The organism is Streptomyces cavernae (assembly GCF_004023625.1).
GTDB lineage: Bacteria > Actinomycetota > Actinomycetes > Streptomycetales > Streptomycetaceae > Streptomyces > Streptomyces cavernae.
In genome coordinates this window covers 226,636-253,020 of sequence record NZ_RPDJ01000016.1, presented here as the reverse complement: position 1 = coordinate 253,020, position 26,385 = coordinate 226,636, and the positions used below count along the sequence as shown (strand labels likewise).

The following is a 26,385-nucleotide window of genomic DNA, read 5'->3' as shown; positions in this document are numbered from 1 at the left end:
CGAGCCGAGCCGCTGAGGCGTACGAGCCGGGCCGCTGGGCCGCCACGAGCCGAGCCGCTGAGGCGTACGAGCCGAGCGGCTGGGCCGCCACGAGCCGAGCCGCTGAGGCGTACGAGCCGGGCCGCTGGGCCGCCACGAGCCGAGCCGCTGGACCGCCACGAGCCGAGCCGCTGAGGTCTGCGAGCCAAAGCCGCTGTGCCCAGAGCCGGGCCACTGGGCCCCCACGAGCCGGTCCGGGCGCCCCGGGCCCCTTCTCGTACTCTTGAGCCCGTGCAGGAACTCCACGACGCCGCGCTCGCCCCGTTGACCACCTTCCGGCTGGGCGGCCCCGCGACCCGACTGATCACGGCGACCACCGACTCCGAGGTGGTCGCCGCCGTCCGTGAGGCCGACGACACCGGAACCCCGCTGCTGCTGATCGGCGGTGGCTCCAACCTGGTCATCGCGGACAAGGGCTTCGACGGAACCGCCCTGCGCATCGCCACCACCGGTTTCGAACTCGAAGGCACCCGGCTCGAACTCGCCGCCGGCGAAGTGTGGACCGACGCGGTGGCGCGGACCGTGGAGGCGGGGCTCGCGGGAGTCGAGTGCCTCGCCGGCATCCCGGGCAGCGCGGGCGCCACGCCCATCCAGAACGTGGGCGCGTACGGCCAGGAGGTGTCCTCCACCATCACCGAGGTCGTCGCCTACGACCGCATGACCCGTGAGACCGTCACCCTGCCCAACGCCGAGTGCGCCTTCTCGTACCGCCACAGCCGTTTCAAGGCCGACCCGGAGCGCTTCGTGGTGCTCCGGGTCCGGTTCGAACTGGATGACGTCGACGGGCTGTCGGCGCCGGTCAGGTACGCCGAGACCGCCCGCGCCCTCGGCGTGGACGTCGGCGACCGGGTGCCGCTCGACGACGCGCGCGAGACCGTCCTGAAGCTGCGGGCCGGGAAGGGCATGGTGCTCGACCCCGAGGACCACGACACATGGTCGGCCGGGTCGTTCTTCACCAACCCGATCCTCTCCGACGACGAGTTCGCCGCGTTCCACGCGCGCGTGCGGCAGCGGTTCGGTGACGGCGTCACCCCGCCCGCGTACCCGGCGGGCGACGGCCGCACCAAGACCTCAGCGGCCTGGCTGATCGACAAGTCGGGCTTCACCAAGGGCTACGGCACCGGTCCCGCCCGCCTGTCCACCAAGCACACCCTCGCCCTCACCAACCGCGGCAAGGCCAGCACCGAGGACCTGCTGGCCCTGGCCCGGGAGATCGTCGCGGGCGTCCGCGAGGCCTTCGGGGTCACCCTCGTCAACGAGCCCGTCATGGTGGGCGTCAGCCTCTGAGACTCCCGGGAAACGACTACCGGGAACAGTCACGTCGTCACGGGCAGGGCCGCCGGGGCTCGGCCACAGGGCCCGGGCCCTGTGCCGGCTCGCTCAGGCGGGTGGAGCGGTCAGCCAGTCGTCCACTCCGGCGAGCAGCTTCGCCTTCTCCTCCTCCGGGGCCGCCGAGCCCCGGACCGACTGACGGGCCAGCTCGGCCAGCTCGGCGTCGGTGAAGCCGTGGTGGCGGCGGGCCAGCTCGTACTGGGCGGCCAGCCGCGAGCCGAACAGCAGCGGGTCGTCCGCGCCGAGGGCCATCGGGACACCCGCCTCGAAGAGCGTGCGCAGCGGGACGTCCTCGGGCTTCTCGTACACCCCGAGGGCGACGTTCGAGGCCGGGCACACCTCACAGGTGATCTGGCGGTCCGCGAGCCGCCGCAGCAGCCGCGGGTCCTCGGCGGCCCGCACCCCGTGCCCGATCCGCGTGGCGTGCAGGTCGTCCAGGCAGTCGCGGACGGAGGACGGGCCGGTCAGCTCGCCGCCGTGCGGCGCCGCGAGCAGCCCGCCGTCCCGGGCGATCGCGAAGGCACGGTCGAAGTCCCTTGCCATCCCGCGGCGTTCGTCGTTGGAGAGCCCGAAGCCGACGATCCCGCGGTCCGCGTAGCGCACGGCGAGCCGGGCCAGCGTACGGGCGTCCAGCGGGTGCTTCATCCGGTTCGCGGCCACCAGCACCCGCATCCCGAGCCCGGTCTCGCGCGAGGTGGTATCGACCGCGTCGAGGATGACCTCCAGCGCCGGGATGAGCCCGCCCAGCCTGGGCGCGTACGACGTGGGATCCACCTGGATCTCCAGCCACCCCGAGCCGTCCCTGATGTCCTCCTCGGCGGCCTCCCGCACCAGCCGCTGGATGTCCTCCGGTTCGCGCAGGCACGAACGCGCGGCGTCGTACAGCCGCTGGAAGCGGAACCAGCCGCGCTCGTCGGTGGCCCGCAGCTTCGGAGGCTCCCCGCTGGTCAGCGCCTCGGTCAGGGCGTCGGGCAGCCGGACGCCGTACTTGTCGGCCAGTTCCAACACGGTCGTGGGTCGCATCGACCCCGTGAAGTGCAGGTGGAGATGGGCCTTCGGCAGTTCAGAGACATCACGTACGTGCTCCATCCCCGGATCCTGCCGCACGCCGATGACCCATCGGTAGCGCTTTCCCCGATAGTGGTCTTGCTCGCACTCAGACACGAAGAAGCGGGTCCCCTCACCCAGGTTCTCCTGAGTGAGGGGACCCGCCCGTAGAGCCCGGAAGGCCTCAGTCCCGCGCCTCCGCCAGCAGCTTCTGGAGCCGGCTGACACCCTCGACGAGATCCTCGTCACCCAGGGCGTACGAGAGCCGCAGATAGCCGGGCGTACCGAAGGCCTCGCCCGGGACGACGGCGACCTCCGCCTCCTCCAGGATCAGCGCAGCGAGCTCCACCGAGTCCTGTGGGCGCCTGCCGCGGATCTCCTTGCCGATCAGGGCCTTCACCGAGGGATACGCGTAGAAGGCGCCCTCGGGCTCCGGGCAGACCACGCCGTCGATCTCGTTGAGCATCCGCACGATCGTCTTGCGGCGCCGGTCGAAGGCCTCGCGCATCTTCGCCACGGCCTCCAGGTCACCGGAGACGGCGGCCAGCGCGGCGACCTGGGCCACGTTGGAGACGTTCGACGTGGCATGCGACTGGAGGTTCGTCGCGGCCTTCACCACGTCCTTCGGTCCGACGATCCAGCCCACCCGCCAGCCGGTCATGGCGTACGTCTTGGCCACGCCGTTGACCACGATGCACTTGTCGCGCAGTTCCGGCAGGATCGCCGGCAACGAGGTGAACGTCGCGTCCCCGTAGACCAGGTGTTCGTAGATCTCGTCGGTGAGCACCCACAGCCCGTGCTCGACGGCCCAGCGGCCGATCGCCTCCGCGTCGGCCGCGCTGTAGACCGCGCCCGTCGGGTTGGACGGGGACACGAAGAGGACGACCTTGGTCTTCTCCGTGCGGGCAGCCTCCAGCTGCTCCACCGAGACGCGGTAGCCGGTCGTCTCGTCGGCGACGACCTCGACCGGGACACCGCCGGCGAGACGGATGGACTCCGGGTACGTCGTCCAGTACGGGGCCGGGACGATGACCTCGTCGCCCGGGTCCAGGATCGCGGCGAAGGCCTCGTAGATGGCCTGCTTGCCTCCGTTGGTGACGAGGATCTGCGAGGTGTCCACCTCGTAGCCGGAGTCACGCAGTGTCTTCGCGGCGATCGCGGCCTTCAGCTCTGGCAGGCCGCCGGCCGGGGTGTACCGGTGGTACTTCGGGTTCTTGCAGGCCTCGATGGCGGCTTCGACGATGTAGTCCGGCGTCGGGAAGTCCGGCTCGCCCGCGCCGAAGCCGATCACCGGGCGCCCGGCGGCCTTGAGGGCCTTTGCCTTGGCGTCCACGGCGAGGGTGGCCGACTCGGAGATCGCGCCGATACGGGCGGAGACCCGGCGCTCGGTGGGAGGGGTTGCAGCGCTCATGGGACCCATCGTTTCAGACCGGAAATAGCCCCGGCACGCGGGTTTCACAGAGTGAGCGGCGTCGAACAAAGCCCGTACGGACACTTCCTGTTCGACGACCGGCCGCGGACCACGTACACTCTCACGTCGTTGGCCTTCACCGGCCGTGCCCACCCGGTGCACACCGAGCACTCGGGCGGATGCGGTACGTTGGGGGAAGCCACAAAGGGTCGTAGCTCAATTGGTAGAGCACTGGTCTCCAAAACCAGCGGTTGGGGGTTCAAGTCCCTCCGGCCCTGCTACACACGTTCACCAGGATGTGTGCGCACTGTACGTATTAATGCACCCGCCGTGCGGCTCCACCGGGCGCGGCACGGCCACGACCCGGGAATCAGGTGAGGAAGAGTGACGGACGCCGTGGGCTCCATCGACATGCCTGATGCTCAGGACGAGGTGCCGGAGTCCAAGAAGAAGGCGCGCAAGGGCGGCAAGCGCGGCAAGAAGGGCCCGCTGAAGCGTCTGGCCCTCTTCTACCGACAGATCATCGCGGAGCTTCGCAAGGTCGTCTGGCCGACGCGCAGCCAGCTGACGACGTACACGACCGTGGTGATCATCTTCGTCGTCATCATGATCGGCCTGGTGACCGTGATTGACTATGGACTCAGCAACGCGGCCAAGTACGTCTTCGGCTGAGCCGCCAGCGAAGGGCGCCGGAGCCGGCGCCCGCTTTCGCATGTTCCACCCCTCAGTAACCAGGAAGAAGCAGCCACAGTGTCTGACCCGAACCTGAACGACGCCATCGAGCCGGTCGAGTCCGTTGACGACGAGCTCGACATCGTCGAGGGCGCGGATGAGACCGACGAGTTCGAGGCTGCGGACCTGGCCGCGGGCGAGCCCGCCGAGGAGGCGGCCGTGCACGTCGAGGAGCCGTCGGCGGTCATCGACGCCTCGGACGAGTCAGATGAGGCCGAGTCCGGCGAGGAGGAGCCGGCCGAGCCGGTCGACCCCATCGCCGCGCTGCGCGAGGAACTGCGCACCCTCCCCGGCGAGTGGTACGTCATCCACACGTACGCCGGTTACGAGAACCGCGTGAAGACCAACCTGGAGCAGCGCGCCGTCTCGCTGAACGTCGAGGACTACATCTTCCAGGCCGAGGTGCCGCAGGAAGAGGTCGTCCAGATCAAGAACGGCGACCGCAAGACCATCCGTCAGAACAAGCTCCCCGGGTATGTCCTGGTGCGCATGGACCTGACGAACGAGTCCTGGGGCGTCGTCCGCAACACTCCCGGTGTCACCGGCTTCGTGGGCAACGCCTACGACCCGTACCCGCTGACCCTGGACGAGATCGTCAAGATGCTCGCCCCGGAGGCCGAGGAGAAGGCCGCGCGCGAGGCCGCCGAGGCCGAGGGCAAGCCCGCTCCGCAGCGCAAGGTCGAGGTCCAGGTGCTGGACTTCGAGGTCGGCGACTCGGTCACCGTCACCGACGGCCCGTTCGCCACGCTGCAGGCGACCATCAACGAGATCAACCCCGACTCCAAGAAGGTCAAGGGTCTCGTCGAGATCTTCGGCCGCGAGACGCCGGTCGAGCTGAGCTTCGACCAGATCCAGAAGAACTGAGCCTGATCACGAGCTGAAGACGCCCCCACCAGCGGGTTTCCCGCCGGTGGGGGCGTTGCTCATGCGGCGTGGCCGTCTCCTGGGTGCCGACTCGGCGATGCCGAACCACTGCACCGCGACGGGTGGCACCCGCCGCGGCGGGCTGTTTCATCGAGCGGAGGCGGCGCGCAGTGGGCCGGGTGGTGGTGGCGGGCCTGGCCGTGGTCACCCTGATGCGGCCCAGCGACGGTGTGGCGGTCGCCTGCGGGGCCCCATGACGGTGTGGCCGTCGCCGTACCGCTGTTCCTGGCCGCCGTGCTGGTGCCCGGACTGACGGGCAAAGGCTCCGGGATGGCTGCGTACGGCAGTCCATCCCGGTCGGCGGGCCGGGCCCGCGGGTCCCAGGCCTCGCTCCGGCTTGATGAACGCCCCGGACCTGCCCGGCGCGGTGGCCCTGCGTCAACGGATGCCGCAGTGCCGGGGCCGCCACCGGCAGGGTTTTCCGGTACCGGACGCCTGCAACACGGGGTGGGCGGTCGTGGTGCGTCCATCAATCCTGACCTGCTCGGTTTGGGCCCGGGATCAGTACCCGTTATCGTTGTGCGGTATGCCTCCATCCGGCTGATCCGGACCCTCACCGGTCGCGGGTGATCACACATGTCGATGGAGGCGGACCACTCTCACTAAGGACCCGGAGAGAGCATGCCTCCCAAGAAGAAGAAGGTCACGGGGCTCATCAAGCTCCAGATCCAGGCCGGTGCCGCCAACCCGGCTCCGCCGGTCGGCCCGGCGCTGGGTCAGCACGGCGTCAACATCATGGAGTTCTGCAAGGCCTACAACGCGGCGACCGAGTCGCAGCGTGGCTGGGTCATCCCGGTGGAGATCACGGTCTACGAGGACCGCTCCTTCACCTTCGTGACCAAGACTCCGCCGGCCGCCAAGATGATCCTCAAGGCCGCGGGTGTCGAGAAGGGCTCGGGCGAGCCGCACAAGACCAAGGTCGCCAAGATCACCGAGGCGCAGGTCCGCGAGATCGCCCAGACCAAGATGGAAGACCTCAACGCCAACGACCTGGACGCCGCGGCGAAGATCATCGCCGGTACCGCGCGTTCCATGGGCGTCACCATCGAGGGCTGACTCCCGCACCCGTAGCCCTCGTGGCTGATGAACCACCGTGGCAGGGCCTGCTCGGCCCGTACCACGACTCCTTTCAACATTTCAGGAGCTAGCAGTGAGCAAGCGCAGCAAGGCTCTCCGCGCTGCGGACGCCAAGGTCGACCGGGAGAAGCTGTACGCCCCGCTCGAGGCCGTCCGTCTCGCCAAGGAGACCTCCACGACCAAGTTCGACGGCACCGTCGAGGTCGCCTTCCGTCTGGGTGTCGACCCGCGCAAGGCCGACCAGATGGTCCGTGGCACCGTGAACCTTCCGCACGGCACCGGTAAGACCGCCCGGGTCCTGGTCTTCGCGACCGGCGACCGTGCCGAGGCCGCTCGTGCCGCTGGCGCCGACATCGTCGGCGCCGACGAACTCATCGACGAGGTGTCGAAGGGCCGTCTGGACTTCGACGCCGTCGTCGCCACCCCGGACCTCATGGGCAAGGTCGGCCGCCTCGGTCGCGTGCTCGGTCCCCGTGGTCTCATGCCGAACCCCAAGACCGGCACCGTGACCCCGGACGTCGCCAAGGCCGTCACCGAGATCAAGGGCGGCAAGATCGAGTTCCGCGTCGACAAGCACTCGAACCTGCACTTCATCATCGGCAAGACGTCGTTCGACGACAGCAAGTTGGTGGAGAACTACGGCGCGGCGCTGGAGGAGATCCTCCGTCTGAAGCCGTCCGCCGCGAAGGGCCGGTACATCAAGAAGGCCGCCGTCAGCACCACGATGGGCCCCGGCATTCCTGTCGACCCGAACCGCACCCGCAACCTCCTCGTCGAGGAGGACCCGGCTGCCGTCTGAGCCGTCCGTCCGCTCAGCCTCGGCAGTCGCGTCGCGTACGCGATTCCCGGACGAGCCCCGCACCTTTCCCGGTGCGGGGCTCGTCCCTTTTCCCCGTCACCTCCACCACCCGGGAAATCAACTGCCTCGTGAGCCCCGCTGGGTTAGGCTCGCAGCCCTGCCCATGACCCGGGCAGTTGTTCCATGGGGGATTTTTATGGGGGGAATCTTGAGTTTTTCCATGCCTGCTTCCGTGCGTGCCGTGCGTGCTTCCGTGCCTGCCGACAGGCGTCCGCGGGCGGCCGGCGCTGTGCTGGCCGTCGCGGTCCTCGCGGGTGGTGCCGTCGCCTGTTCGACGGGGGAGGAGTCGCCGCGGATGACCCCCGCGGCGGCCGTGGCGAAGGCCGCCGAGAAGTCCGAGGACATCACCTCCTTGCGGTACCGGATGACCGGGCGGGTTCCGGAGGAGGGGCGGGTCGAGGCCGAGGCGCAGATGCGGTTGAAGCCGACCCTGGCCATGAGCATGAAGATGACCGCGCTCGACCAGACCAAGGACAACAAGGCCGAGATCCGGTTCATCGACAAGGCGATGTACATCGGCGGGGGAGTCACGGCGAAGGAGATGGGCGGCAAGAGCTGGATGAAGTTCGACCTGTCCGCGCTCGGGAAGGGCGCGCTGAAGGGCGCCCCGTCGACGCGGCTCGGACAGGCCGACAAGAATCCGGCCCAGGAGTCCACCATGCTCACCGGCTCCGACGACGTGAAGAAGGTCGGCACCGAGACCGTCGACGGAGTGAAGACCACTCGCTACACGGGGACGGTCACCCTCGACGAGTGGCGCGAGAAGCTGAAGGACGAGGACAAGGCGACCCGTGAGGGCCGCGAGAAGACCATCGACCAGTACGAGAAGATGGGCGTCGAGACGCTCACCATGGACATGTGGGTCGACGGCGACGACCGCACCAAGCGGTTCCGTCTGAAGGGCCAGGCCGACAAGGGCCCGCTCGACATGACCATCACGTTCCTCGGCGTCAACGAGCCGGTGAGCATCCAGGCCCCGCCGGCCAAGGACACGATGGATCTCGCCGAGATGATGAAGGAGCTCGACGGCTGAGACGGGCCGCGGGAGCGGATTTGCTTGACGGCGATCCGGTCCCGTACTCTTCCACAGAAGCCAAAGACCGCTGGTCGTTGCTGTGCCCTCACCGGTACGGCAGCCGAAGGATCCGCTAGCCGCGGACGACCCGCGCAGGTGATCGTGGAGAAGCCTCCCGGGTTCCGTACATGCCGTGCGGTTCGCTTGAACGAGTTTTGTTCGGGTGTGAGTACGGCTCATGCGACGTGATCCGGTCGAGACCGCCCCGTGCGCCTGCGCCCGGGGCGTTCGTGTTTGTGCCGGCCCCTTCCCGAGCGGTCCTCATCACCCGGAAGGAGGCCGAGGCTCATGGCGACGTCCGACAAGGTCGCAGCTGTTGCGGAGATCACGGAGAAGCTCCGTGACTCCAACGCGGCTGTTGTGACTTCATACACCGGACTGAGCGTGGCGCAGCTCAAGCAGCTCCGCCGTTCTCTCGGCGAGAACGCGCAGTACCGAGTGGTGAAGAACACGCTCACCAAGATCGCGGCCCAGGAGGCCGGGATCTCCGTGCTGGACGAGCACCTCAGTGGCTCGACGGCCGTCGCCTTCGTCACCGGTGACCCGGTCGAGGCGGCGAAGGGTCTGCGTGACTTCGCCAAGGACAACCCCGCGCTCGTCATCAAGGGCGGTGTCCTTGACGGTAAGGGCCTGTCCGCCGACGACATCAAGAAGCTTGCGGACCTCGAGTCCCGCGAGGTTCTGCTCGCCAAGCTGGCGGGTGCCCTGAAGGCCAAGCAGTCCCAGGCTGCCGCGGTCTTCCAGGCCCTGCCCTCGAAGCTCGTCCGCACCGTGGACGCTCTTCGCGAGAAGCAGGCCGAGCAGGGCGGTGCCGAGTAACTCGGCTCGCACATTGACCCGAGCCCCAGGTCTGCCTGAGGCGACGGTCGACAAGCGGGCCAGACGTACGCCCGCCGACATGTACACACGGCACCAGCCGAATTAGTGGAAGGACGCCAACATGGCGACGAAGCTGTCCCAGGACGAACTGCTCGCGCAGTTCGAGAACCTCACCCTCATCGAGCTCGCCGAGTTCGTTAAGGCCTTCGAGGAGAAGTTCGACGTCACCGCCGCCGCCCCGGTCGCCGTTGCCGCCGCCGGTGTCCCCGGCGCCCCGGCCGCCGAGGCCGAGGAGGAGAAGGACGAGTTCGACGTCGTCCTCACCGGTGCCGGCGACAAGAAGATCCAGGTCATCAAGGTCGTGCGTGAGCTGACCTCGCTGGGTCTGAAGGAGGCCAAGGACCTCGTGGACGGCGCCCCGAAGCCCGTTCTCGAGAAGGTCGCCAAGGACGCCGCGGAGAAGGCCGCCGAGGCCCTCAAGGGCGCCGGCGCCTCCGTCGAGGTCAAGTGACCCGACTCTCTTCGTGAGAGCGGTCCTGTGACCGGGACGCGTACGGCTCTCCCGTAGAGCCGAATGTCACAGTCCCCCGCAGGGCTGTAACGCGAAGGCACTGAAGGGCGATCACCCAACTGGGTGGTCGCCTTTCGGCGTTCCGGGGCGTCGATGGACGGCCGCCTTGCACTGTCGGATCCGGCGAGTATGGTGATCTTCGTCGTGCCTCCGGACCACCTTCAGTGACGGGCTGCAAGTGACGATGTCAGTGACGATCGCAGCACCTTGTTCGGGCTTGGGGGGCCTTGACGAACTGCACGCAGCGCGCAATTCTCAGGACGCGTCGTCACAACGATCCGGATCCGAGGCATGGATCGGCGACGAAGAGGGAAGCATCGATGTGCATTGAGGGCGTGGCTTGCCGCAGGTGTTGAGGAACAACGAGGGTTTCCGAGGGTCCGCAAACCCGCACTGGACATCAGTGGGCCGAGTGGCTACACTGACCCTTTGCGCTGCCTGTTAGCTGCCTCCTGCCCGTCACCAGGAGCATGCCCTCGATCGAACACCGACGACTGAACTGTTCCTGACCTGGGAGTTCTGTCTCTGTGTCCGGTAGGGGGACCGGTACGCGCGTAGTGAGTCCGAGCCCTCGGAAGGACCCCCTCTTGGCCGCCTCGCGCACTGCCTCGAACGCGAATACGAACAACGGCGCCAGCACCGCCCCGCTGCGCATCTCCTTTGCAAAGATCAAGGAGCCCCTCGAGGTTCCGAACCTTCTTGCGCTGCAAACCGAGAGCTTCGACTGGCTGCTCGGCAACGACGCGTGGAAGGCTCGTGTCGAGGAGGCTCTGGATTCCGGTCAGGACGTCCCCACCAAGTCCGGTCTCGAGGAGATCTTCGAGGAGATCTCCCCGATCGAGGACTTCTCCGGGTCGATGTCGCTGACGTTCCGCGACCACCGCTTCGAGCCGCCGAAGAACTCCATCGACGAGTGCAAGGAGCGCGACTTCACCTACGCCGCGCCCCTGTTCGTCACGGCCGAGTTCACCAACAACGAGACCGGCGAGATCAAGTCCCAGACCGTCTTCATGGGCGACTTCCCGCTCATGACGAACAAGGGCACCTTCGTCATCAACGGCACCGAGCGTGTCGTGGTCTCCCAGCTGGTCCGCTCGCCGGGCGTGTACTTCGACTCCTCGATCGACAAGACGTCCGACAAGGACATCTTCTCCGCCAAGATCATCCCGTCCCGGGGTGCCTGGCTGGAGATGGAGATCGACAAGCGCGACATGGTCGGTGTCCGCATCGACCGCAAGCGCAAGCAGTCCGTGACCGTACTCCTGAAGGCGCTCGGCTGGACCACCGAGCAGATCCTCGAGGAGTTCGGCGACTACGAGTCCATGCGCGCCACCCTGGAGAAGGACCACACCCAGGGCCAGGACGACGCGCTGCTCGACATCTACCGCAAGCTGCGCCCGGGCGAGCCTCCCACCCGTGAGGCCGCGCAGACGCTGCTCGAGAACCTCTACTTCAACCCCAAGCGCTACGACCTCGCCAAGGTCGGCCGCTACAAGGTCAACAAGAAGCTGGGTGCGGACGCCCCGCTCGACGCGGGCATCCTGACCGTCGAGGACATCATCTCGACGATCAAGTACCTGGTGAAGCTGCACGCGGGCGAGACCGAGACGGTCGGCGACAACGGCAGCCAGATCGTCGTCGAGACCGACGACATCGACCACTTCGGCAACCGTCGTCTGCGCAACGTCGGCGAGCTCATCCAGAACCAGGTCCGCACGGGTCTGGCGCGTATGGAGCGCGTCGTCCGCGAGCGCATGACCACCCAGGACGTCGAGGCGATCACGCCGCAGACCCTGATCAACATCCGGCCGGTCGTCGCCTCCATCAAGGAGTTCTTCGGCACCAGCCAGCTGTCGCAGTTCATGGACCAGAACAACCCGCTGTCCGGTCTGACGCACAAGCGGCGTCTGTCCGCGCTCGGTCCGGGTGGTCTGTCCCGTGAGCGGGCCGGCTTCGAGGTCCGTGACGTGCACCCGTCGCACTACGGCCGCATGTGCCCGATCGAGACCCCCGAAGGTCCGAACATCGGTCTCATCGGTTCACTGGCCTCCTACGGCCGGGTCAACGCGTTCGGTTTCGTCGAGACGCCGTACCGCAAGGTCGTCGAGGGCCAGGTCACCGACGAGGTGGACTACCTGACCGCCGACGAGGAGGACCGCTTCGTCATCGCCCAGGCCAACGCGCCGCTGAACGACGAACTCCGGTTCGCCGAGGCCCGCGTGCTGGTCCGCCGCCGTGGCGGTGAGGTCGACTACGTCGCGCCCGACGACGTGGACTACATGGACGTCTCCCCGCGCCAGATGGTGTCGGTCGCGACCGCCATGATCCCCTTCCTCGAGCACGACGACGCCAACCGTGCCCTCATGGGCGCCAACATGATGCGCCAGGCCGTGCCGCTGATCACCGCCGAGTCCCCGCTCGTCGGCACCGGCATGGAATACCGCTGCGCCGTCGACGCCGGTGACGTCATCAAGGCCGAGAAGTCGGGTGTGGTCCAGGAGGTCTCGGCCGACTACATCACCGTCGCCAACGACGACGGCACCTACACCACCTACCGGGTGGCCAAGTTCTCGCGCTCCAACCAGGGCACCTCGGTCAACCAGAAGGTGATCGTGGACGAGGGCGCCCGGGTCGTCGAGGGCCAGGTCCTCGCCGACGGTCCGGCCACCGAGCAGGGTGAGATGGCGCTCGGCAAGAACCTGCTCGTGGCGTTCATGCCGTGGGAGGGTCACAACTACGAGGACGCGATCATCCTGTCGCAGCGCCTCGTGCAGGACGACGTCCTCTCCTCGATCCACATCGAGGAGCACGAGGTCGACGCCCGTGACACCAAGCTCGGCCCCGAGGAGATCACCCGGGACATCCCGAACGTCTCCGAGGAAGTCCTCGCCGACCTCGACGAGCGCGGCATCATCCGCATCGGCGCCGAGGTCATCGCCGGTGACATCCTCGTCGGCAAGGTGACCCCCAAGGGTGAGACCGAGCTGACCCCCGAGGAGCGCCTGCTGCGCGCGATCTTCGGCGAGAAGGCCCGTGAGGTCCGTGACACCTCGCTGAAGGTGCCGCACGGCGAGACCGGCAAGGTCATCGGCGTCCGCGTCTTCGACCGCGAGGAGGGCGACGAGCTTCCGCCCGGTGTGAACCAGCTGGTGCGCGTGTACGTCGCGCAGAAGCGCAAGATCACCGACGGTGACAAGCTTGCCGGCCGCCACGGCAACAAGGGCGTCATCTCCAAGATCCTGCCGATCGAGGACATGCCGTTCCTCGAGGACGGCACCCCGGTCGACATCATCCTCAACCCGCTCGGGGTCCCGTCCCGAATGAACCCGGGACAGGTCCTGGAGATCCACCTCGGCTGGCTCGCCAGCCAGGGCTGGGACGTCTCCGGCCTCGGCGAGGAATGGGCACAGCGACTGCAGGCCATCGAGGCCGACCAGGTGCCGCCGCGCACCAACGTCGCCACCCCGGTCTTCGACGGCGCCCGCGAGGACGAGCTGGCCGGTCTGCTGGAGCACACCATCCCCAACCGCGACGGCGACCGCATGGTCCTCCCGTCCGGCAAGGCGAGGCTGTTCGACGGCCGCTCCGGTGAGCCGTTCCCGGACCCGATCTCGGTCGGGTACATGTACATCCTCAAGCTGCACCACCTGGTCGACGACAAGCTGCACGCCCGCTCGACCGGTCCGTACTCGATGATCACCCAGCAGCCGCTGGGTGGTAAGGCTCAGTTCGGTGGCCAGCGGTTCGGCGAGATGGAGGTGTGGGCCCTCGAGGCCTACGGCGCCGCGTACGCCCTCCAGGAGCTGCTGACCATCAAGTCCGACGACGTCACCGGCCGCGTGAAGGTCTACGAGGCCATCGTCAAGGGCGAGAACATCCCCGAGCCCGGCATCCCCGAGTCCTTCAAGGTGCTCATCAAGGAGATGCAGTCCCTGTGCCTCAACGTGGAGGTGCTGTCCTCGGACGGCATGTCCATCGAGATGCGCGACACCGACGAGGACGTCTTCCGCGCTGCGGAGGAGCTCGGCATCGACCTGTCCCGGCGCGAGCCGAGCAGCGTCGAAGAGGTCTGACGGGAGATCCGGAGGAGCCCACCCAGGGTTCCTCCGTCCCCGGGACCCCCGATTCAGACCACAGACTTACAACCCTGAGAGGGATTGACGCATAGTGCTCGACGTCAACTTCTTCGACGAGCTCCGGATCGGCCTGGCCACCGCTGACGACATCCGACAGTGGAGCCACGGCGAGGTCAAGAAGCCCGAGACCATCAACTACCGCACCCTGAAGCCCGAAAAGGACGGACTCTTCTGCGAGAAGATCTTCGGTCCGACCCGGGACTGGGAGTGCTACTGCGGCAAGTACAAGCGCGTCCGGTTCAAGGGCATCATCTGTGAGCGCTGCGGTGTCGAGGTCACTCGCGCCAAGGTGCGCCGTGAGCGGATGGGCCACATCGAACTGGCCGCCCCCGTCACGCACATCTGGTACTTCAAGGGCGTTCCGTCGCGGCTGGGCTACCTGCTCGACCTCGCCCCGAAGGACCTGGAGAAGGTCATCTACTTCGCCGCGTACATGATCACGTACGTGGACGAGGAGCGCCGTACCCGCGACCTGCCCTCCCTGGAGGCGCACGTCTCCGTCGAGCGGCAGCAGGTCGAGAACCGCCGGGACGCCGACCTTGAGGCCCGCGCCAAGAAGCTCGAGTCCGACCTGGCCGAGCTGGAGGCCGAGGGCGCCAAGTCCGACGTCCGCCGCAAGGTCCGCGAGGGCGCCGAGCGCGAGATGAAGCAGCTGCGCGACCGGTCCCAGCGCGAGCTGGACCGCCTCGAGGAGGTGTGGACCCGGTTCAAGAACCTCAAGGTCCAGGACCTCGAGGGCGACGAGCTGCTCTACCGCGAGCTGCGCGACCGCTTCGGCACCTACTTCGACGGCTCGATGGGTGCCGCGGCGCTGCAGAAGCGCCTGGAGTCCTTCGACCTCGAGGAGGAGGCCGAGCGTCTCCGCGAGATCATCCGTACCGGCAAGGGCCAGAAGAAGACCCGTGCCCTGAAGCGGCTCAAGGTCGTGTCTGCCTTCCTGCAGACGTCCAACAGCCCCAAGGGCATGGTCCTCGACTGCGTGCCGGTCATCCCGCCGGACCTGCGTCCGATGGTGCAGCTGGACGGTGGCCGCTTCGCGACCTCCGACCTGAACGACCTGTACCGCCGTGTGATCAACCGGAACAACCGTCTGAAGAGGCTCCTGGACCTCGGTGCCCCGGAGATCATCGTCAACAACGAGAAGCGCATGCTTCAGGAGGCTGTTGACGCCCTCTTCGACAACGGCCGGCGCGGTCGTCCGGTGACCGGTCCCGGTAACCGTCCGCTGAAGTCCCTCAGCGACATGCTGAAGGGCAAGCAGGGTCGTTTCCGTCAGAACCTGCTCGGCAAGCGCGTGGACTACTCCGCGCGTTCCGTGATCGTCGTCGGTCCGCAGCTGAAGCTGCACCAGTGCGGTCTGCCGAAGGCGATGGCGCTGGAGCTGTTCAAGCCGTTCGTGATGAAGCGCCTGGTGGACCTGAACCACGCGCAGAACATCAAGTCGGCCAAGCGGATGGTCGAGCGCGGCCGCACCGTGGTGTACGACGTCCTCGAAGAGGTCATCGCCGAGCACCCGGTGCTGCTGAACCGTGCGCCCACCCTGCACCGCCTCGGCATCCAGGCCTTCGAGCCGCAGCTGGTCGAGGGCAAGGCCATCCAGATCCACCCGCTCGTCTGCACCGCGTTCAACGCGGACTTCGACGGTGACCAGATGGCCGTGCACCTGCCGCTGTCCGCGGAGGCGCAGGCAGAGGCCCGCATCCTGATGCTGTCCTCGAACAACATCCTCAAGCCCGCCGACGGCCGTCCGGTGACGATGCCGACCCAGGACATGGTCCTCGGTCTGTTCTTCCTCACCACCGACGGCGAGATGCGCGAGGTCAAGGGTGAGGAGCGCTCCTTCTCGTCCGTGGCCGAGGCGATCATGGCGTTCGACGCCGGTGAGCTCTCGCTGCAGTCGCGGGTGGACGTCCGCTTCCCGGTGGGCACCATCCCGCCGCGTGGCTGGACCCCGCCGGCGCAGGAAGAGGGCGAGCCCGAGTGGCAGCAGGGTGACTCCTTCCGACTGCGGACGACCCTGGGCCGCGCGCTCTTCAACGAGCTGCTGCCCGAGGACTACCCGTTCGTCGACTACGAGGTCGGCAAGAAGCAGCTCTCCGAGATCGTCAACGACCTCGCCGAGCGCTACCCGAAGGTCATCGTGGCGGCGACGCTCGACAACCTGAAGGCGGCCGGCTTCTACTGGGCCACGCGTTCCGGCGTCACCGTCGCCATCTCCGACGTCGTCGTTCCCGAGGCGAAGAAGGAGATCGTCCGCGGGTACGAGGCGCAGGACGAGAAGGTCCAGAAGCAGTACGAGCGCGGTCTGATCACCAAGGACGAGCGCACGCAGGAGCTCATCGCGATCTGGACCAAGGCGACCAACGAGGTCGCCGAGGCGATGAACGACAACTTCCCGAAGACCAACCCGATCTTCATGATGGTGAACTCGGGCGCCCGAGGGAACATGATGCAGATGCGTCAGATCGCCGGTATGCGTGGTCTGGTGTCGAACGCGAAGAACGAGACGATCCCGCGGCCCATCAAGGCCTCGTTCCGTGAGGGTCTGTCCGTGCTGGAGTACTTCATCTCCACGCACGGTGCCCGTAAGGGTCTGGCGGACACCGCTCTGCGTACCGCCGACTCGGGTTACCTCACCCGTCGTCTGGTCGACGTGTCCCAGGACGTCATCATCCGCGAGGAGGACTGCGGCACCGACCGCGGCCTCAAGCTCCACATCGCGGAGCGCGGCGCGGACGGCGTGCTGCGCAAGGCGGAGAACGTCGAGACGTCCGTGTACGCGCGCTGCCTCGCCGAGGACATCGTGGTCGACGGAAGGGTGCTGGCCCCGGCCGGTACCGACCTCGGCGACGTGCTCATCGAAGAGCTGGTCCGGCACGGTGTCGAGGGGGTCAAGACCCGCTCGGTCCTGACCTGCGAGTCCGCCGTCGGCACCTGCGCCATGTGCTACGGCCGCTCGCTGGCCACCGGCAAGCTGGTCGACATCGGTGAGGCGGTCGGCATCATCGCCGCCCAGTCCATCGGTGAGCCCGGCACCCAGCTGACGATGCGTACCTTCCACACCGGTGGTGTGGCCGGTGACGACATCACCCAGGGTCTGCCGCGTGTCGTCGAGCTCTTCGAGGCCCGTACCCCGAAGGGTGTCGCCCCGATCTCCGAGGCCTCCGGCCGGGTGCGGATCGAGGAGACCGAGAAGACCAAGAAGATCGTCGTCACCCCGGACGACGGCAGCGACGAGACGGCGTACCCGATCTCGAAGCGTGCCCGTCTGCTGGTGGGCGAGGGCGACCACGTCGAGGTGGGCCAGAAGCTCACCGTGGGTGCCACCAACCCGCACGACGTGCTGCGCATCCTCGGTCAGCGGGCCGTCCAGGTCCACCTGGTCGGCGAGGTGCAGAAGGTCTACAACTCGCAGGGTGTGTCGATCCACGACAAGCACATCGAGATCATCATCCGGCAGATGCTGCGCCGTGTGACGATCATCGAGTCCGGCGACGCCGAGCTGCTGCCCGGTGAGCTCGTGGAGCGCTCGAAGTTCGAGACCGAGAACCGTCGTGTGGTCCAGGAAGGCGGCCACCCGGCCTCCGGCCGTCCGCAGCTGATGGGTATCACCAAGGCTTCGCTGGCGACCGAGTCGTGGCTGTCGGCGGCGTCCTTCCAGGAGACGACCAGGGTCCTCACGGACGCGGCGATCAACGCCAAGTCCGACTCCCTGATCGGCCTCAAGGAGAACGTCATCATCGGTAAGCTCATCCCGGCCGGTACGGGCCTGTCCCGCTACCGCAACATCCGGGTCGAGCCGACCGAGGAGGCCAAGGCCGCGATGTACTCGGCCGTCGGCTACGACGACATCGACTACTCGCCGTTCGGCACGGGCTCCGGTCAGGCCGTGCCGCTGGAGGACTACGACTACGGTCCGTACAACCAGTAAGCGAGCAGCTTGAGTTGACGGGCGGTCACCCTGCACGGGGTGGCCGCCCGTCGGCGTTGCGGGGCGGGGGAACGGGGCAGCGACGGTCCGGAGCGGGCTGGGAAGACCCGTCTGGAGCGGGCCGGCAGCGGGCGGGGAAACCGCGCCAGGAATGGCTAGGAACGGGTCAGGGCGGGTCGGGAGAGCGGGCCGGGAGCGGGCCGGGAAGAACCAGGCCCGGGAACGGCCAGGAACGCGCAGGGGCGGGCCGGGAACCGCGCTGGGACCGGCCAGGAACGGGCCAGGAACGGCCAGGAACGGGCCAGGAACGGCCAGGAACGGGCCAGGAACAGGCCGGGCAGAATGCGTCCGGAGCCGGCGAGGAAGAGGCCGGGGAGAATGCGTCCGGACCGGGAGGAACAGGCCGGGAAAACGGGACAGAAAGAGCCGACCGGGAACAGCGCGGGAACCGGTGCCGGAAATGCGGCGTTGGAGCATGATGAAGGCACCACCGTTCGGGGAGGGGTTCCCGTGTCGCAACCGTCGCCCTGGCAGCCCTGGCAAGGGCAGAGCGTTCCCCAGCCCCAGCCGTGGCAGGGGCACAGCGTCCCTCAGTCGTGGCAGAGCGGCGCGTCCATGCTCGCTTCGCACGCCGACCGGGAGAGGGCCGTGGACGTGCTCAGAGCGGGCTTCAGTGAAGGGCGTCTGTTGCAGGACGAACTCGAGAAGCGGGTCGCGCGGGCGTACGAGGCGCGGACGGTGGGCGAACTGGGCCTCCTCGTCGCCGACCTGCCCCAGGGGCCCGTGCCGCTGCCGGCGGCGGCCCCGTATGTGCCGCACGTGCCGCGGACGTTCCTGCCCGTGGCCGCTGTGCCGAAGACGAACGAGAAGGCGCTCGGGTCCGCGGTCTGCGGTGCGCTGTGTCTGGCTACCGCCGGGCTGACCGGCATCCCCGCGGTCGTCCTCGGGCATACCGCGCGCTCCGAGATCCGCCGCACCGGGGAACGCGGCGACGGTCTGGCGGTGACCGGCCTGGTCCTCGGCTGGCTGTCCATCGCCGGCTGGGCGCTCCTGCTGCTGCTGTTGATGACGGTGTCGATCGCGAGCAAGTGACGACCGGGAAGGGGCGCTGTGGAGACGGCGAAATGCCTCGATGTGCTGCGCGGACCGCCGATTCCAAGATCGCGGACCGTGTATGTACTTGACATGCGCCGCACATCGATGCGGTCGAGGTCCATTTGTTTTGACCGCAGCGAATGAGCTAGGTACGCTCAGACCTTGTGCCTGGGGTGTGCCCTGGCCCTCGTGCGTGCCTTCAGACCGCATGGAGGGTCGTCACCGGCCGCCGTAATCTGCGCCCTTTTCGCCTTGCGGCGGGAATCTGCAGTATTCGACACACCCGACCGCGTGGGTCGGCGACGTTCCAGGTTAGCTGTACCAATCGGCACACAGAAACCGGAGAAGTAGTGCCTACGATCCAGCAGCTGGTCCGCAAGGGCCGGCAGGACAAGGTCGAGAAGAACAAGACGCCCGCACTCGAGGGTTCGCCCCAGCGTCGTGGCGTCTGCACGCGTGTGTTCACGACCACCCCGAAGAAGCCGAACTCGGCCCTGCGTAAGGTCGCGCGTGTGCGTCTGACCAGCGGGATCGAGGTCACTGCCTACATTCCGGGTGAGGGACACAACCTGCAGGAGCACTCCATCGTGCTCGTGCGCGGCGGCCGTGTGAAGGACCTGCCGGGTGTTCGCTACAAGATCATCCGCGGCTCGCTCGACACCCAGGGTGTCAAGAACCGCAAGCAGGCTCGCAGCCGTTACGGCGCCAAGAAGGAGAAGTAAGAATGCCTCGTAAGGGCCCCGCCCCGAAGCGCCCGGTCATCATCGACCCGGTCTACGGTTCTCCTCTGGTGACCTCCCTGATCAACAAGGTGCTGCTGAACGGCAAGCGTTCCACCGCCGAGCGCATCGTCTACGGCGCCATGGAGGGTCTGCGCGACAAGACCGGCAGCGACCCGGTCATCACCCTCAAGCGCGCTCTCGAGAACATCAAGCCGACCCTCGAGGTCAAGTCCCGCCGTGTCGGTGGCGCCACCTACCAGGTCCCGGTCGAGGTCAAGCCCGGCCGTGCCAACACCCTGGCGCTGCGCTGGCTGGTCGGTTACTCCCGCGCCCGTCGCGAGAAGACCATGACCGAGCGTCTGCTGAACGAGCTCCTCGACGCGTCCAACGGCCTCGGTGCCGCTGTGAAGAAGCGCGAGGACACCCACAAGATGGCCGAGTCCAACAAGGCCTTCGCGCACTACCGCTGGTAGTCGCTTCCCCATCGAGAACCGAGAGAAGACGAAAGCCTTATGGCTACCACTTCACTTGACCTGGCCAAGGTCCGCAACATCGGGATCATGGCCCACATCGACGCGGGCAAGACGACCACCACCGAGCGGATCCTGTTCTACACCGGTGTGTCTTACAAGATCGGTGAGGTCCACGACGGCGCTGCCACCATGGACTGGATGGAGCAGGAGCAGGAGCGTGGTATCACGATCACGTCTGCTGCCACCACCTGTCACTGGCCCCTCGAAGGCGTCGACCACACCATCAACATCATCGACACCCCGGGCCACGTCGACTTCACCGTCGAGGTTGAGCGCTCGCTGCGCGTGCTCGACGGTGCCGTGACGGTGTTCGACGGTGTCGCCGGTGTCGAGCCGCAGTCCGAGACGGTGTGGCGTCAGGCCGACCGCTACGGCGTGCCCCGCATCTGCTTCGTCAACAAGCTGGACCGTACCGGCGCGGAGTTCCACCGCTGCGTCGACATGATCAGCGACCGTCTGGGTGCCCAGCCGCTCGTCATGCAGCTGCCGATCGGTGCCGAGGCCGACTTCAAGGGCGTTGTGGACCTGGTCCGCATGAAGGCGCTCGTGTGGTCCGCGGAGGCGGCGAAGGGCGAGATGTACGACGTCGTCGACATCCCGGCCACGCACGCCGAGGCCGCCGAGGAGTGGCACAACAAGCTCGTCGAGGCGGTCGCGGAGAACGACGAAGAGATCATGGAGCTGTACCTGGAGGGCGAGGAGCCCTCCGAGGAGCAGCTGTACGCCGCGATCCGTCGTATCACCATCGCGTCCGGCAAGTCCTCGGACACCACGGTCACCCCGGTGTTCTGCGGTACCGCGTTCAAGAACAAGGGCGTCCAGCCCCTGCTCGACGCGGTCGTGCGCTACCTCCCCACCCCGCTTGACGTCGAGGCCATCGAGGGCCACGCCGTCAACGACCCGGAGGAGGTCGTCAGGCGCAAGCCGTCGGACGACGAGCCGCTGTCCGCCCTCGCGTTCAAGATCATGAGCGACCCGCACCTTGGCAAGCTCACCTTCGTCCGGGTCTACTCGGGCCGCCTGGAGTCCGGCACCGCCGTGCTGAACTCCGTCAAGGGCAAGAAGGAGCGCATCGGCAAGATCTACCGCATGCACGCCAACAAGCGTGAGGAGATCGACTCGGTGGGCGCCGGCGACATCGTCGCCGTGATGGGCCTGAAGCAGACCACCACCGGTGAGACGCTGGCCGACGACAAGAACCCGGTGATCCTGGAGTCCATGGACTTCCCGGCGCCGGTCATCCAGGTCGCCATCGAGCCCAAGTCCAAGGGTGACCAGGAGAAGCTGGGTGTCGCCATCCAGCGGCTCGCGGAGGAGGACCCCTCCTTCCAGGTCCACTCGGACGAGGAGACCGGCCAGACCATCATCGGCGGTATGGGCGAGCTGCACCTCGAGGTGCTGGTCGACCGTATGCGCCGTGAATTCAAGGTCGAGGCCAACGTCGGCAAGCCGCAGGTCGCCTACCGCGAGACGATCCGCAAGGCCGTCGAGCGGGTCGACTACACGCACAAGAAGCAGACCGGTGGTACCGGTCAGTTCGCCAAGGTGCAGATCGCGATCGAGCCGATCGAGGGCGGCGACGCCTCGTACGAGTTCGTGAACAAGGTGACCGGTGGCCGTATCCCGAAGGAGTACATCCCTTCGGTCGACGCCGGTGCGCAGGAGGCCATGCAGTTCGGCATCCTCGCCGGTTACGAGATGACCGGCGTCCGCGTGACGCTCATCGACGGCGGCTACCACGAGGTCGACTCCTCCGAGCTCGCCTTCAAGATCGCCGGTTCGCAGGCCTTCAAGGAGGCCGCACGCAAGGCCAGCCCCGTGCTGCTCGAGCCCATGATGGCCGTCGAGGTCACCACGCCCGAGGACTACATGGGCGAGGTCATCGGTGACATCAACTCCCGCCGTGGCCAGATTCAGGCCATGGAGGAGCGTGCCGGTGCCCGCGTCGTGAAGGGCCTGGTTCCGCTGTCGGAGATGTTCGGCTACGTCGGCGACCTCCGCAGCAAGACGTCGGGTCGCGCGAGCTACTCGATGCAGTTCGACTCCTACGCCGAGGTTCCGCGGAACGTCGCCGAGGAGATCATCGCGAAGGCCAAGGGCGAGTAACGCACCCCGTTCAGACGCTTTAGGCTTGACACCGACCGCCGGGGTTTAATCCCCGGGTTCCGTGGGAGACGACCCCGGCGGCCGGCACCCCAGCAAAGATCACCTGGCGCCGATGAGTAAGGCGTACAGAACCACTCCACAGGAGGACCCCAGTGGCGAAGGCGAAGTTCGAGCGGACTAAGCCGCACGTCAACATCGGCACCATCGGTCACATCGACCACGGTAAGACGACCCTCACGGCCGCCATTACCAAGGTGCTGCACGACGCGTTTCCGGACCTGAACGAGGCCTCGGCCTTCGACCAGATCGACAAGGCTCCTGAGGAGCGCCAGCGCGGTATCACCATCTCCATCGCGCACGTCGAGTACCAGACGGAGACCCGTCACTACGCCCACGTCGACTGCCCCGGTCACGCGGACTACATCAAGAACATGATCACCGGTGCCGCCCAGATGGACGGCGCGATCCTCGTGGTCGCCGCGACCGACGGTCCGATGCCGCAGACCAAGGAGCACGTGCTCCTGGCCCGTCAGGTCGGCGTGCCGTACATCGTCGTCGCCCTGAACAAGGCCGACATGGTGGACGACGAGGAGATCCTGGAGCTCGTCGAGCTCGAGGTCCGTGAGCTCCTCTCCGAGTACGAGTTCCCGGGCGACGACGTTCCGGTCGTCAAGGTCTCGGCGCTCAAGGCGCTCGAGGGCGACAAGGAGTGGGGCCAGTCGGTCCTGGACCTGATGGCCGCCGTCGACGAGTCCATCCCGCAGCCGGAGCGCGACGTCGACAAGCCGTTCCTGATGCCGATCGAGGACGTCTTCACGATCACCGGTCGCGGTACGGTCGTCACCGGCCGTATCGAGCGTGGTGTCCTGAAGGTCAACGAGACCGTGGACATCATCGGCATCAAGCCGGAGAAGACCTCCACCACGGTCACCGGCATCGAGATGTTCCGCAAGCTGCTCGACGAGGGCCAGGCCGGTGAGAACGTCGGTCTGCTGCTCCGCGGCATCAAGCGCGAGGACGTCGAGCGCGGCCAGGTCATCATCAAGCCGGGCTCGGTCACCCCGCACACCGAGTTCGAGGCGCAGGCCTACATCCTCTCCAAGGACGAGGGTGGCCGCCACACGCCGTTCTTCAACAACTACCGTCCGCAGTTCTACTTCCGTACGACTGACGTGACCGGTGTTGTGACCCTCCCCGAGGGCACCGAGATGGTCATGCCGGGCGACAACACTGAGATGAAGGTCGAGCTCATCCAGCCCGTCGCCATGGAGGAGGGCCTGAAGTTCGCCATCCGTGAGGGTGGCCGGACCGTGGGCGCCGGCCAGGTCACCAAGATCACCAAGTGATCTTGAACTGACCCGGTAGCTCCAGCGCGAGCATCGGAGAGGGCCCGTACGACTTCGGTCGTACGGGCCCTTTCGCTGTGCACGGTGTGGGTTGGCGCGCCCGACTGCCTGCCCGGGCGCGCACGATGCCCGCCCGACTGCCTGCGCGGGCGCCCACGGTGCCGCACGGCCAGGCCGCTGCACGGCCGCTGCACCGGAGGGCCGCCGCTGCACCGTCCGCCGTTACACGGTGCGGGCCGTGCCGCCCGCGGGGCGGTCGCTCTTCGGCCTCCACAGCCATGGCCGGGCGTCCGGGGCGAGACCCACGGCGGCCGGGCCGTTGCGGGTGATGCGCAGTGCCGGGCCGTCCAGACTCACCGCCGCGCCCCTCGAGCCCGCCGTGACCGTCGTACCCGCCGTGACCGCACCCGGCATGCGCACGATCCTGCCCTCGTAGAGCATCTGGAGCCGGCCGTCGAGGCCCCGCCCCAGCAGACAGTCGCCCGCCGCGGACACCGGGCCGTAGCCGGGGAAGACCACGGGGTGCGACTGCGCGCCAGTGGGCGAGATGGACGCGGAGATCAGGGAGGACGAGACGGGCGCGCGGTAGTAGACGCGCTCGCCCGAGACGGCGACGGCGTCCGCCGGAACCGCCAGGCCGTCCAGCGGGGCCGGGCCGCGCGGCGTCCAGTGGTGGACCGTGTCCCGGCCGGGCCCGTAGACGTGCACATCGCCGTCCGAGCCGACGGTCGCCGTGAGGCCGTCCTGGATCTGGCTGCCGCCGAGGTCCCGCCAGGCCGACCAGGTCCCGTTCACGTCCCGCACCCGGGTGCTGATGCCCTGTGCCGCGTTGCGCACGAAGAGGTGGACCGAACCGTCCTTCGCGGTCACCGCCACCGGTACGCCGATGCGCCGGCCCCGGTCCGGATGGCGTTCGGGGTTGCCCAGTCCGCTCCACGCCTTGAACGCGCCGTCCGGCCGGGCCTGTTCCAGGACCACGATCTCCCGCACGTTCGGCCCGCCGCGCCCCGAGATCGAGGCCAGCCGCAGCCCGAACAGCAACTGCCGTCCGTCCTGCAGTGTGGCCGAGCCGAGGACCGGCGCGAGCGGGCCTCCACCGAGGTCCACCGGATCCCCGAAACCGCCGCCCGCGCCCTCGCGCCAGCGCACCGCCCGCATCCCGAGGACGCCGTACGCGGTCAGCCGGCCGTCCGGTCCTTCGGCGAGTACCGCTCGCGGTCCCGGATAGCGGTAGTGCGTGGACCGGACCCACTTCTTGAAGCTGCGCAGGGGCGCGTCCCCGCCGACGTTGTAGTCACCGCAGCCGCCAGGGTTGCCGCACTGCCACGAGGGGTCGGCACCGTAGGGGACCAGGTGCTCGGCCTTCTCGTGCAGCACCTGGCGCGGGAGGTTCTCGGGCCAGTGGTGGTTGTAGTAGCCGCGGAAGGCGGTGGCCACGAACGGTGGTGGGCCGCCCGGGGACTCCTCGGACCAGCGGGCCAGCGCGGCCCAGGTGAACTCGGCCACGGCGGTGTGGTCCGCGTGGTCCGAGTACCCGACCTGCTCGCTGTTGCGGATCGCGGTCTCCCGGCTGCCGGCCTGGATGTCCGGATCCGGGTCGAGGGTGTGGACCAGCGTGGGGCGGTAACGCCTGAACAGCCCGACGAGAACGTTGATCAGGGAGTCGTAGTCGTACGACTGCGGTGACTGGAGCGGTGAGCCTTCGGCGGCCACCGTACGCAGCCGGATGCCGGACCGCCGCCACAGCGTGGGCAGGCCCATGTGCCCGAGAGGGGTGTGCATGGCGAGGTTGAGGTAGACCAGCTCCACGCGGCGGCCCCGGTGCTCCAGGGTGTTCACCTCGGCGCGGTAGCCGCCCTCCAGTTCGACCACGCTCTTGTCCCACGACGTGAAGATCGGCAGCCCGAGCTGCACGGCGTAGCTCTGTCTGAGGCCCTGGTGGCGGGCCGAGGAATAGGCGGCCTTGTCGGGACGAGGGCGAGGGTTGCCGGGGTACTTGTTCCTCCCCTTCGACTCACCCGCTGTGACGTACACGCAGACGAGCGGCACCCCCGAGGTGAGGGAGTGCTGGCTGTCCGGGTTCATGAAGTACAGGTCGTCGTCCGGGTGCGCGAGCACCTGCATCAGCAGCGCCTGCCGCGACTGCGCGGCGGGCCTGCCGGTGGCGGGCGCGGGTGCGGGTGCGGCGGTGCGCGAGGCGATGCGGGCCGCCGGCACGCATCCCACGGCGGCCGCGGCCGCGGCGACGGCTCCCCCGAACAGGAGCGCGCGCCGACTGCTACCGCTGGGTGTCCGACTGCCACCCGCTGACGTGTTGTGTGCGGCCGCGCCGTGGGCCGCCCCGCTCTGTGCGGTACTGCTCTGTGCGGTACTGCTCTGTGCGGCGCTGCTTTGTACGGTCCTGCTCTGTGCTGCGCTGCTCTGTGGAGTAGTGCTCCCTGCAGCGCTGCTCTGTGCGGTCCCGTTCTCCACGGCCTCGCTCACTGCGGCCCGTGCCTGGACCGTCCTCCCCCAGAGCGTCCGCCCCCGCGCTGTTCGGACACGCCGAACAGACCTCTCTCCCATGCCGCAGCACTCCATCCGCTCCCCGCAGCGGTTCGGGGCGCTGCCGTCCTCAGGTTCTGATCACC

18 protein-coding genes and 1 tRNA gene are annotated in these 26,385 nt (G+C 67.9%); 16 read left to right on the top strand and 3 right to left on the bottom strand.

The annotated features are described in order from the left end of the window. Positions 1 to 270: 270 nt before the first annotated feature. Positions 271 to 1,326 (top strand): UDP-N-acetylmuramate dehydrogenase, encoded by a 1,056-nt coding sequence (locus EF387_RS27250; RefSeq protein WP_128379230.1) that lies wholly within the window; start codon positions 271 to 273, stop codon positions 1,324 to 1,326. Positions 1,327 to 1,419: 93 nt separating this feature from the next. On the opposite strand, the gene EF387_RS27245 is transcribed toward EF387_RS27250, so the two are convergent. Together EF387_RS27245 and EF387_RS27240 are read right to left on the bottom strand one after the other, a co-directional pair. Beyond that, a complete protein-coding gene (locus EF387_RS27245) occupies positions 1,420 to 2,460 on the bottom strand; it encodes an adenosine deaminase (protein WP_128379229.1) in 1,041 nt (346 codons plus the stop codon). A 142-nt stretch (positions 2,461 to 2,602) separates the two neighbouring features. Beyond that, positions 2,603 to 3,829: a pyridoxal phosphate-dependent aminotransferase gene (locus EF387_RS27240; protein WP_128379228.1), complete on the bottom strand. Its 1,227-nt coding sequence runs from the start codon at positions 3,827 to 3,829 to the stop codon at positions 2,603 to 2,605. 205 nt (positions 3,830 to 4,034) lie between these two features. Here EF387_RS27240 and EF387_RS27235 point away from each other — a divergent pair. The 15 genes from EF387_RS27235 (at position 4,035) to tuf (ending at position 23,755) form a co-directional block, all read left to right on the top strand. Then, positions 4,035 to 4,107: transfer RNA gene (locus EF387_RS27235), tRNA-Trp, on the top strand. Positions 4,108 to 4,213: 106 nt separating this feature from the next. Then, complete coding sequence (gene secE, locus EF387_RS27230) at positions 4,214 to 4,501, top strand: preprotein translocase subunit SecE (protein WP_128379227.1); 288 nt, start codon at positions 4,214 to 4,216, stop codon at positions 4,499 to 4,501. A 78-nt stretch (positions 4,502 to 4,579) separates the two neighbouring features. Beyond that, complete coding sequence (nusG, locus tag EF387_RS27225; RefSeq protein WP_128379226.1) at positions 4,580 to 5,425, top strand: transcription termination/antitermination protein NusG; 846 nt, start codon at positions 4,580 to 4,582, stop codon at positions 5,423 to 5,425. Positions 5,426 to 6,106: 681 nt separating this feature from the next. Further along, positions 6,107 to 6,541, top strand: coding sequence for a 50S ribosomal protein L11 (rplK, locus tag EF387_RS27220; RefSeq protein WP_128379225.1), 435 nt, complete (start codon positions 6,107 to 6,109; stop codon positions 6,539 to 6,541). A 94-nt stretch (positions 6,542 to 6,635) separates the two neighbouring features. Continuing rightward, positions 6,636 to 7,361 (top strand): 50S ribosomal protein L1, encoded by a 726-nt coding sequence (gene rplA / locus EF387_RS27215; protein ID WP_128379224.1) that lies wholly within the window; start codon positions 6,636 to 6,638, stop codon positions 7,359 to 7,361. Positions 7,362 to 7,602: 241 nt separating this feature from the next. Beyond that, the gene (locus EF387_RS27210) at positions 7,603 to 8,454 is read left to right on the top strand and encodes an SCO4651 family lipoprotein (RefSeq protein WP_476691250.1); all 852 of its coding nucleotides are present in this window, start codon (positions 7,603 to 7,605) and stop codon (positions 8,452 to 8,454) included. A gap of 330 nt (positions 8,455 to 8,784) precedes the next feature. After that, positions 8,785 to 9,315 carry a 50S ribosomal protein L10 gene (rplJ, locus tag EF387_RS27205; protein WP_128379223.1) on the top strand — a complete coding sequence of 177 codons (531 nt, stop codon included), beginning with the start codon at positions 8,785 to 8,787 and terminating at the stop codon, positions 9,313 to 9,315. 121 nt (positions 9,316 to 9,436) lie between these two features. Beyond that, the gene (gene rplL / locus EF387_RS27200; protein WP_128379222.1) at positions 9,437 to 9,826 is read left to right on the top strand and encodes a 50S ribosomal protein L7/L12; all 390 of its coding nucleotides are present in this window, start codon (positions 9,437 to 9,439) and stop codon (positions 9,824 to 9,826) included. A 647-nt stretch (positions 9,827 to 10,473) separates the two neighbouring features. Next, positions 10,474 to 13,959, top strand: a complete 3,486-nt coding sequence (gene rpoB, locus EF387_RS27190; RefSeq protein ID WP_128379221.1) for a DNA-directed RNA polymerase subunit beta — start codon at positions 10,474 to 10,476, stop codon at positions 13,957 to 13,959. A gap of 94 nt (positions 13,960 to 14,053) precedes the next feature. After that, positions 14,054 to 17,953: a DNA-directed RNA polymerase subunit beta' gene (locus EF387_RS27185; RefSeq protein WP_128379220.1), complete on the top strand. Its 3,900-nt coding sequence runs from the start codon at positions 14,054 to 14,056 to the stop codon at positions 17,951 to 17,953. 510 nt (positions 17,954 to 18,463) lie between these two features. Then, on the top strand, positions 18,464 to 19,045 hold the full coding sequence (locus tag EF387_RS27180; RefSeq protein WP_420802626.1) for a DUF1707 and DUF4190 domain-containing protein: 582 nt from the start codon (positions 18,464 to 18,466) through the stop codon (positions 19,043 to 19,045). A gap of 353 nt (positions 19,046 to 19,398) precedes the next feature. Further along, on the top strand, positions 19,399 to 19,770 hold the full coding sequence (rpsL, locus tag EF387_RS27175) for a 30S ribosomal protein S12 (RefSeq protein WP_003948652.1): 372 nt from the start codon (positions 19,399 to 19,401) through the stop codon (positions 19,768 to 19,770). Positions 19,771 to 19,772: 2 nt separating this feature from the next. Beyond that, a complete protein-coding gene (gene rpsG, locus EF387_RS27170) occupies positions 19,773 to 20,243 on the top strand; it encodes a 30S ribosomal protein S7 (RefSeq protein WP_128379218.1) in 471 nt (156 codons plus the stop codon). A 39-nt stretch (positions 20,244 to 20,282) separates the two neighbouring features. Continuing rightward, positions 20,283 to 22,409 (top strand): elongation factor G, encoded by a 2,127-nt coding sequence (gene fusA, locus EF387_RS27165; RefSeq protein ID WP_128379217.1) that lies wholly within the window; start codon positions 20,283 to 20,285, stop codon positions 22,407 to 22,409. A 152-nt stretch (positions 22,410 to 22,561) separates the two neighbouring features. Then, a complete protein-coding gene (gene tuf / locus EF387_RS27160; protein WP_128379216.1) occupies positions 22,562 to 23,755 on the top strand; it encodes an elongation factor Tu in 1,194 nt (397 codons plus the stop codon). 222 nt (positions 23,756 to 23,977) lie between these two features. Here tuf and EF387_RS27155 read toward each other — a convergent pair whose 3' ends face one another. Next, a complete protein-coding gene (locus tag EF387_RS27155; protein WP_420802625.1) occupies positions 23,978 to 25,981 on the bottom strand; it encodes a PIG-L family deacetylase in 2,004 nt (667 codons plus the stop codon). Positions 25,982 to 26,385: the final 404 nt, after the last annotated feature.